We start from the raw sequence: 7,565 nt of genomic DNA on the forward strand, positions 1-7,565 counted from the left end.
GGTCGAGCCGCGCCGGCGGGCGCGGCCCCCGATCCCGGCGGCGACCGCGGCGACCGACCCGGCGGCCGTGGCCCCCGATCCGGCCGCCGCCCTGGCGCGCGCCTAGGCGCTCACTCCCCGCGGTAGCCGGGCAGCTTCTGCGCCGGCCGGTCCTGCCCACCGGGCGTCTTGCGGCCCTCGCCGGCACCCTCGCCGGCCAGGAAGTCGGTCGTCAGCACGTTGTCGAGCGGCATCTGGCGCTTCAGCAGGCCCTGGTCGAGCATCCACTGGGCGTAGCTGGCCCAGTCGTCGGTCTCCATCCAGCCCCACGGCTTCTTCGCGTCGGCCGGGAAGAACGCGTCGACCGACTTGCTGACGGCCTCGCGCTGCAGCCCCGGGTCGAGGTCCTTGTTCGCCGCCAGCAGCGGGTCGGCGCCGGCGTCGGGGTTGCGACGGACGGCCTGGTAGCCCTCGCCGATCGCGCGCACCAGCCGGCGGATCGCGGACTCGCGGTTGATCAGGGTCTCGTTGCGGGCCACCAGCACCAGCTCGTCGTAGGTCGGGACGCCCAGCTCGTTGACGGGGACGATCACCGGCTTCTTGCGACGCTGCTGCAGGTCGACGCCCTCGTAGTTCCAGAACGCCCCGAGCGTCGCGTCGACCTTGCCCGACAGCAGCGCGCCGTTGAGGTTGAAGCCGACGTTGACCTGCTTGACGGTCTTCGGGTCGACCCCGGCCTTGCGCAGGATCGTCTCGAGGTAGGCGCTCTGGTAGGGGATCCCGGCGGTGCCGACGGTCTTGCCCTCGAGGTCCTTCGCGCTCCTGATCTTCGCCTTCGGCAGGCTGATCAGCGACGTCAGCGGCCGCGTCACCAGGCTGGCGAAGGCGACCAGGTCGCGCCCCTGGGCCCGCGCCAGCAGCAGCTCGGGCTCGTAGGTGATCCCGACGTCGACCTTGCCCGAGGCCACCAGGCCGAGCACCGAGGCCGGGTCCTGCGGGGTGCGGATGTCGACCGTCAGCCCGGCCTTCGAGAACGAGCCGTTGGCCTGCGCCTGGTAGATGCCGGCGTGATCGGCGTTGGGCAGGTAGTCCAGCAGCAGCGAGATCCGCTCCTGCGGCGGGCGCTGGCTGCCGGAGACGTCCTCGGACTTCTCGCCGCAGGCGGTCAGCCCGAGGGTGGTGGCGAGGACGGCGAACAGCAGCAGGAGTCGACGGGGCGTCATGGAGAGTCTCCGGGTCGGCGGTGTGCCCAGGGTGCCAGGAGTCGCTGCGCGAGGGCGAGCGCCCCGGTGGTGGCGATGGTGAAGGCGGCGAGGATCGCGACCGCGGCGAAGGCCCGATCGGTGGCCAGGCCCGACTGGGCGGACTGGATCACGTGCCCGAGGCCGCCGGCGCCCTGCTCGGTGCCGGCGTACTCGGCGAAGACGGCGGCGATCGCGCCGATCGCGACCGAGATCTTGGCCCCGGAGAGCGCGGCCGGCAGCGCGGCGGGCAGCTCGACCCAGCGCAGGCGCTGCCAGCGGCCGGCGCCCATCGTCCGCAGCAGCCGGGTCAGGTCGGGGTCGACGCGATCGAGCGCGTCGAGGGTCGCGACGACCACCGGGAAGAAGCAGATGACCGCCACGATCGCGAGCTTCGGGGCGATCCCGAATCCCAGCCAGAAGACGAGGATCGGCGCCAGCACCGGCAGCGGGATCGCCTGCGAGCCGATCACCAGCGGGCCGAGCGTGGCGCGGACGACCCGCGACAGGTGCATCGCGATCGCCAGCACCACGCCGAGCACGAGGGCGACGGCGAGCCCGAAGGCGATCTCGCGGGCGGTGATCAGGAAGGTGTCCCAGAGCAGCGAGCGGTCCTCCCAGAGCGACGTCGCGACGTCGCTGGGCGGCGGCAGCAGCAGCGCGTCGACGTCCGAGATCCGGCAGTAGGCCTCCCAGGCGCCGAGCAGCAGCAGCGGGCCGAGGACGCCGAGCACGACGCGCACGGACAGCGGCAGCGGGCGGCGGTCGCGGTCGGTCATGCGGTGGCCTCCGTCCCGGCGGCGCGGCCGGCCGCGATCGCCGCGTGCAGGGCGGCGTGGATCCGGCGACGGGCGTCGACGACCGGCGCGTCGGTCGCCTCGCGGTGGCGCCCGTCGGCCCGTCCGGCGGTCACCGGGACCTCGGCCACGACCCGCGCCGGCCGCGGGCCGAGCACGACGACGCGGTCCCCGAGCAGCGCGGCCTCCTCGACGTCGTGGGTCACCAGCAGCACGCTCCGGGGCCGCTCCCGCAGGCGGTCGACCAGCCAGTGGCGCAGCTCCTCGCGGGTGATCGCGTCGAGCGCCCCGAACGGCTCGTCCAGGCACAGCAGGTCGCGCTCGGTCGCCAGCGCGCGCAGGAACGAGACGCGCTGGCGCATCCCGCCCGACAGCTGGTCGGGCCGGCTGCGGGCGAAGCGGCCCAGCTCGACCCGCTCCAGCAGCTCCTCGGCGGCGGCACGCGCCGCGCGCCGCGAGGCCCCGGCCAGCCGCAGCGGCAGCGCGACGTTGTCGCGGGAGCTGAGCCACGGCAGCAGCAGGTCGCGCTGGGGCATCAGCGCCGCGGGGTGGACGCGGAGGGTGCCGGCGTCCGGCTGCTGGAGCCCGCAGACGAGCTCCAGCAGGGTCGACTTGCCGCAGCCGGACGGCCCGACCAGCGCCACCACCTCGTGCGGGGCGACGTCGAGGTCGATCCCGTCGAGGACCGGCAGCGCGCCCAGGCGCCGGACCACCCCGCGAGCGCTCAGGGGCGCGATCTCGGCCGGGCCCGGGGCGCTGGTCGCGGGCCGGCCGCGTGAGATCGGGTCTCCCACCGACCCGCCAGGCTATCCCACCCCTACGGCGCGATGATCAGCAGCGAGCTGGACCCCGTTGCAACGACCTTGCCCGCGGCGTCGCGGACGTCGGCCTCGGCGAACGCGACGCGACGGCCCGGCTTGACCACCCAGCCGCGAGCCGTCAGCTCGCCCGAGTCGGCGTGGACGGCCCGCAGGTAGTTGACCTTCATCTCGATCGACGTGTAGCCGACGCCGGCCGGCAGCGTCGTGTGGACCGCGCAGCCGAGGGCGCTGTCGAGGAGGGTCGCGACGAAGCCGCCGTGGACCAGGCCGATCGGGTTGTAGACCGACTCGTCGGGGACGGCGGTGAACGTGACCTCGCCGTCGCCGACGCGGCCACCGGAGAAGCCCATCAGGCGGCCGATCGGGGCCTGGGGGAGGTCGCCGGCGAAGACCGCCTCGAGGTACTCGCGGCCGGACATCGTGGCGCCCTTGGCCGCGGTGGCCAGCGGGTCGTGCCAGGTGACCGTGCGCTGCCGGGGCTCGCCCCACGAGGCGGGGGCGGCGCCCAGCCCGTCCGCGGCGGGAGCGATGGTCGGCTCGGGGGTGCTCATGCCGCCAGACGCTATCAAGCTGAATTCGCAAATTGAACCCTGCTTCTGCGAGACTCGACGCATGACCACCCCGCGCGTCTGCTCGGTCGCCCGCACGCTCGACGTCGTCGGCGAGCGCTGGTCGCTGCTGGTCCTGCGCGAGGTCTTCCTCGGGATGCGCCGGTTCGAGCAGATCCGCGAGCACACCGGCGCCCCGCGCGCGGTCCTCGCCCAGCGGCTCCGTCACCTGGTCGACGCGGGGGTGCTGGAGCAGCGCGACTACCGGCCCGAGGGCGGCGGCCGCACCCGCCAGGAGTACCGGCTGACCGAGGCCGGCCGCGAGCTGCAGCCCGTGATCACCGCCCTGATGCAGTGGGGCGACCGCCACCTGGCGGGCAGCGAGGGCCCGCCGCTGCGGGTCGTCCACCATGGCTGCGGGGCACCCGTCCAGGCCCGGCTGGTCTGCGCCGAGGGCCACCTGCTCGGCGACGACGGGCGCGAGCTGCGGCCGGCCGTCCCGGACGGCGTCCCCGGGCCCGGCCCGAGCGGCTAGCGGCGTCGCTGCGGGGGCGCGGTCGGCTCGGCCGGCCCGCTGCGGGTCAACGCCGCCACGAAGCCCTCGAGCTGGTCGGCGGTCCAGCACTCGTGGACCTGGCAGTGGGCGGCGTAGCGGCTGATCACCGAATCGCCGTAGTCCCAGTAGAGGGCCGGCTCGGGGTTGAGCCAGAAGGTCCGCCCGGCCTGCTCGGTGATCCGGGCGAAGGCCGCCTCGGCCGGGTCGCGGCCGTTGGTACGGGCGTCGCCGAGCACGATCACCGTCGCGCGGGGATGGAGCTCGTCCTCGGTCTGCTCGAGGAACTCCCGCCAGACCCGGCCGTAGTCGGTGTAGCCGGTGACGTCGGCGACCCCGGCGTCGCGGCCGATCGCCTGGGCGACGTCCTTGAACTCGCGCTCGCGCTCGAACAGCTCGGTGACCTCGCTGATCCGCTCGACGAAGACGAACGAGCGCATCTTGCGGAACGCGTCGTGGAGCGCGTGGAGGACCGAGAGGAAGAACAGCGAGGCGCTCGTGACCGAGGTCGAGACATCGCAGAGGACGAAGATCTCCGGCCGCCGCGGGCGGACCGCGCGCTCCTTGACCACGACCGGCACGCCGCCGGTCTGGAGCGAGGCGCGCAGCGTCGCCCGCATGTCGACCTGGGTCCGGCGCCGCTGGCCGCGCAGCTCGTGGCCCTGGGTGTTCAGCCGCCGCTTCAGCTGACGGACGACGCGGTGGACCTCGGCCAGGTCCTGGCCCGGCGCGCTCGGCAGCGCGCGGTCCATCTGGTTCAGCGGCCGCGCGGGCGGCAGCTCGCCGAGCCGCTGGATCCGGCGCCGCTCCAGCTCCCGCCGGAGCGCCTTCTCGAACTCGCGGATGCCCTCGCGGGGGAGGCCCTGGCGGCGCGGGTCGCCCTCGGGGGCCTCCGGGTTGGGCTCGGGCCGCAGGTCGAGCGTGCGGCGGATCCGCTGGACGTCGACGCCGACCACGCCCGAGTCCTGGACCTGGCCGCCGACGCCGGCGATCGCCAGCGCGGCGAGATCGGCCATCCGGCTGGAGGCGCCGTCGGCGATCGCCTGCGCGACGGCGTCTCGGATCGCGTCCAGGTCCAGCTCGCCCGCCTGGCCGGCCTGCTCGGACGGGTCACCGCCCTCCTCGGCGCCCTCGCCGGACCCGGGGGCGTCGCCGTCATCCGCGCGCTGGGCGGTCTCGGCGTCGGTCGCGCCCAGCCGGACCGCCTCGGCCTCGGCGGCGCGGAAGAAGAAGCGGTCGAAGACCAGGTCGAAGACGTGGCGGTCCTCCGGCGACTTGGCGAGCGTCGTCGCGAGCGTCTCGCGGAAGGCGGCGCGCGAGCTCCAGGGGATCACGCCGAGCGCCGTCGTCGCGTCGAGCAGCTCGCTGGTGCCGACCGACATCCCCTCGCCGCGCAGCTCCTCGGTGAACGCGACGAGCTGCCCGGCGAGGCCGCCGGGCACCCCGTCGGCGCCGTGACGGGCGTGGATCGCCGCCTGCCGCAGGCGCTTGGCCTCGGGACCCCCGGGCAGGTTCGGGACCCCGGGGCTCACGGCCGGGCGATCGCCGGGATCGAGGTTCGCGAGCGCCCGCCCCAGGCCACGGACGGCGTCGTCGGACGGCACGCGACCACGATCCGCTCGCTACTCGGCGGCCCGGGCCGGCAGCCGCAGCCCGACCCGCTCGGAGACCAGGTCGATGTCGGTGCGGTGCTTGACGATCACCGACAGCGTGTCGCGGAACAGCTGCTGGTCGAGGTCGGTCGCGCCCAGCAGCAGCAGCGTGCGGGCCCAGTCGATCGACTCGGCGATCGACGGCGGCTTCTTGAGCTCGAGGTTGCGGATCTCGCTGACGACCTCGACCAGCCGCCGCGAGATCGTGCCCGGCAGGTCGGGCACGTGCTGGCGGACGATCTCCAGCTCGTGCTCGAGCTCGGGGTAGTCGAGCCACAGGTAGAGGCAGCGACGCTTCAGCGCCTCGGTCAGCTCGCGGGTGTTGTTCGAGGTCAGCAGCACCACCGGCTGGGTGGTCGCCTCGATCCGGCCGAGCTCGGGGATCGTGATCTGGAAGTCCGAGAGCAGCTCCAGGAGCATCGCCTCGAACTCCTGGTCGGTCTTGTCGATCTCGTCGATCAGCAGGACCACGGGGCGCTCGCTGGCGATCGCCTGCAGCAGCGGGCGGGTGAGCAGGAACTCCTCGCCGAAGACGTCGTCCTGGACCTGGCTCCAGCCCTCGCCGTCACCGCCGCTCGAGCCGGTCTCCGCCTGGATCCGCAGCAGCTGCTTGCGGTAGTTCCACTCGTACAGCGCCTTGGCCTCGTCGAGGCCCTCGTAGCACTGCAGGCGGATCAGGTCGCGGTCGAGGACCGACGCGAGGGCCTTGGCCAGCTCGGTCTTGCCGACCCCGGCCGGGCCCTCCACGAGGACGGGCTTGTCGAGGTGGATCGCGAGGTGCGAGACGAGCGACGTCCGCGCGCCGGGCAGGTAGCCCACGCTGCGGAGGCCGGCGTCCAGGTCCTCGACGGTGGCGGGAGTATCGGACACGGGCGAGCAATCATAGGCCCGGGCTCGGTCCCCGCGATCCTCCCGGTTCGGGGCCGGCCCGCCGCCGGGGCGCTGTGGGACGATGGCGCGGTGCTCGAGGCCCGCACCGGGGGACTGCGCGGCGCCGCGTGGATCCTCGGCGCCGTGCTGATCGCGATCGCGTCGCTGCCGTTCGGCCGCGCGCTGGCCTTCGACGCCTCGGCCTGGGTCGTCTGGGGGCGCGAGATCTGGAGCCTCTCGCTCGACACCAACGCCGGACCGTCGTTCAAGCCGTTCCCGCTGCTGGTCACCGGGCCGGCGGCGATCCTCGGCGACGGGGCGGCCCTCGCCTGGCTGGTCGTCGCGCGGGCGGGGGCGCTGCTGGCGGTGGTCGGCGCGGCGCGCCTGGCCGGACGCGCGGCCGGCTGGCCGGGCGCGCTGGTGGCCGCGGGCGCGGTGGCGCTGTCGCCGTGGTGGCTGCCGAACGCCGCGCTCGGCAACGCCGACCCGCTGCTCGGGGCGCTGGTGGTCTGGGCGCTGCTGGCCGCGGACGACGGCGATCATCGGCTGGGCTTCGGGCTGACGGCGCTCGGGGCGCTGGTGCGGCCGGAGATCTGGCCGTTCCTCGGCCTCTACGGGTTGTGGGCGATCGGCCGCGGACGGCTGCGGGCGGTCCCGGTGATCGCCACCGGCGCCGCGGTCCTGGTCGTCTGGATCGTGCCCGACCTGCTGTCGTCCGGCCTGGCGTCGACCCGCGGCGCCACCGGCACCGCCAGCGCCGGCTCGGCCGCCCTCACGGACGTGCCGTTCCTGACGGTCTGGGAGGACCTCGGCCGGCAGGCGCCGTGGCCCGTGCTGGCGATCGCGGTGGTGGCCGGGCTGGCGGCGGCCGGCGGAACCGGGCCCGGGCCCGGGCTCCTGCGGCGTGGCCGGATCGCGCCGGGCCCGACGTCCTGGCTGCTGCTGGCCCTCGGCTACGCGCTGCTGGTGGCGGTCATGGCCCAGGCCGGCTTCGCCGGCAACCCGCGCTACCTGGTGCCGGCGCTGACCCTGCTGGCGGCGACCGCCGGGGCCGCGCTGGCGGTCGTCGAGGCGCGTGGCGGCGGCGTGCGTCGGGCGGCGGAC

7 protein-coding genes and 1 pseudogene are annotated in these 7,565 nt (G+C 75.0%); 2 read left to right on the forward strand and 6 right to left on the reverse strand.

Annotated elements, in window-relative coordinates; all coding sequences use genetic code 11:
• Positions 1 to 110: 110 nt before the first annotated feature.
• The 4 genes from PAI11_RS10450 to PAI11_RS10465 are packed head-to-tail and all read right to left on the reverse strand — an operon-like array spanning position 111 to position 3,389.
• A complete protein-coding gene (locus PAI11_RS10450) occupies positions 111 to 1,202 on the reverse strand; it encodes an ABC transporter substrate-binding protein (protein ID WP_007574094.1) in 1,092 nt (363 codons plus the stop codon).
• A complete protein-coding gene (locus PAI11_RS10455; protein ID WP_007574096.1) occupies positions 1,199 to 1,999 on the reverse strand; it encodes an ABC transporter permease in 801 nt (266 codons plus the stop codon). The genes PAI11_RS10450 and PAI11_RS10455 overlap by 4 nt, the downstream gene beginning before the upstream one ends.
• A complete protein-coding gene (locus PAI11_RS10460; RefSeq protein ID WP_138974218.1) occupies positions 1,996 to 2,811 on the reverse strand; it encodes an ABC transporter ATP-binding protein in 816 nt (271 codons plus the stop codon). The genes PAI11_RS10455 and PAI11_RS10460 overlap by 4 nt, the downstream gene beginning before the upstream one ends.
• Positions 2,812 to 2,834: 23 nt before the next feature.
• The gene (locus PAI11_RS10465; protein WP_007574100.1) at positions 2,835 to 3,389 is read right to left on the reverse strand and encodes a PaaI family thioesterase; all 555 of its coding nucleotides are present in this window, start codon (positions 3,387 to 3,389) and stop codon (positions 2,835 to 2,837) included.
• A 61-nt stretch (positions 3,390 to 3,450) separates the two neighbouring features.
• On the opposite strand from PAI11_RS10465, the gene PAI11_RS10470 reads away from it, so the two are divergent.
• Positions 3,451 to 3,921, forward strand: a complete 471-nt coding sequence (locus PAI11_RS10470) for a winged helix-turn-helix transcriptional regulator (protein WP_007574102.1) — start codon at positions 3,451 to 3,453, stop codon at positions 3,919 to 3,921.
• Here PAI11_RS10470 and PAI11_RS10475 read toward each other — a convergent pair.
• Positions 3,918 to 5,543, reverse strand: a complete 1,626-nt coding sequence (locus tag PAI11_RS10475) for a VWA domain-containing protein (RefSeq protein ID WP_007574104.1) — start codon at positions 5,541 to 5,543, stop codon at positions 3,918 to 3,920. The genes PAI11_RS10470 and PAI11_RS10475 overlap by 4 nt on opposite strands.
• An 18-nt stretch (positions 5,544 to 5,561) precedes the next feature.
• Entirely contained in the window at positions 5,562 to 6,461 is a 900-nt protein-coding gene (locus PAI11_RS28105; protein ID WP_040599779.1) for an AAA family ATPase, read from the reverse strand.
• Positions 6,462 to 6,551: 90 nt separating this feature from the next.
• Here PAI11_RS28105 and PAI11_RS28110 point away from each other — a divergent pair.
• Positions 6,552 to 7,565 (forward strand): annotated as a pseudogene (locus tag PAI11_RS28110) (hypothetical protein); the annotation flags it as partial.

The sequence above is a fragment of the Patulibacter medicamentivorans genome, from assembly GCF_000240225.1.
GTDB lineage: Bacteria > Actinomycetota > Thermoleophilia > Solirubrobacterales > Solirubrobacteraceae > Patulibacter > Patulibacter medicamentivorans.